We start from the raw sequence: 907 nt of genomic DNA on the forward strand, positions 1-907 counted from the left end.
ATGCTGGGCGTTACGCGATGCACCCGTTTGCGCAGAGCGCCTCTGGCATTAAAGCGCCGATCGCGAGGTTTGCGCCGAGTGAAATGAGCGAGCGTCAGATCAAAAAGACCATCGATGCATTTGCCAACAGCGCTGAACTCGCTCAACTTGCCGGTTATGACGGCGTGGAATTAATGGGCTCAGAAGGTTATTTAATCAATCAATTCCTTTGTAAGCGCACCAATATGCGATATGACGATTGGGGCGGCAGTTACAAAAAACGCATGCGCTTCCCGTTGGAGATAGTGAAAGCTGTACGTAAAGCGGTGGGTGAGAAGTTCATCATCATTTTCCGTCTTTCGATGCTGGATCTCGTCGAGCAGGGCAGCACGTTCGAAGATGTGATTGAATTAGCCAAAGGATTGGAAGACGCGGGCGTCACCATTATCAACACTGGTATTGGTTGGCATGAAGCACGTATTCCGACCATTGCAACGCAAGTACCTCGCGGTGCATTTACATGGGTAACCGAGAAGGTGAAACCGCACGTTTCTGTGCCAATCGTCACCTGTAATCGAATTAACACTCCTGATGAAGCAGAGCGAATCCTTGCTTCTGGTCAGGCGGATATGGTGTCAATGGCTCGCCCGTTCTTGGCGGATCCATACTTTGTCGCGAAGGCAGAACAAGAGAAAGCGCAGTTTATTAATACGTGTATCGGCTGCAACCAAGCGTGTCTGGACAACGTATTTAAAGGTAAGCGCGCTAGCTGTCTGGTTAATCCACTTGCTTGTTACGAAACAGAAATTGTGGTTGAACCAACGTTCAAGCCGAAAAATATTGCCGTTCTAGGCGCATGCCCTGCTGCTTTAGCTTGTGCTACGACTTTATCTGAACGTGGTCATACAGTTGATCTGTTTGAACAGAA

Annotated in this window: 1 protein-coding gene; it reads left to right on the forward strand. The window is 48.8% G+C overall.

What is annotated here, in order from left to right; all coding sequences use genetic code 11:
• Positions 1-907 (forward strand): tRNA-dihydrouridine synthase (locus R8O11_RS25985; protein WP_412035077.1); only part of this gene is annotated, 907 nt, incomplete at both ends.

The sequence above is a fragment of the Vibrio sp. 1288 genome (genome assembly GCF_033344475.1).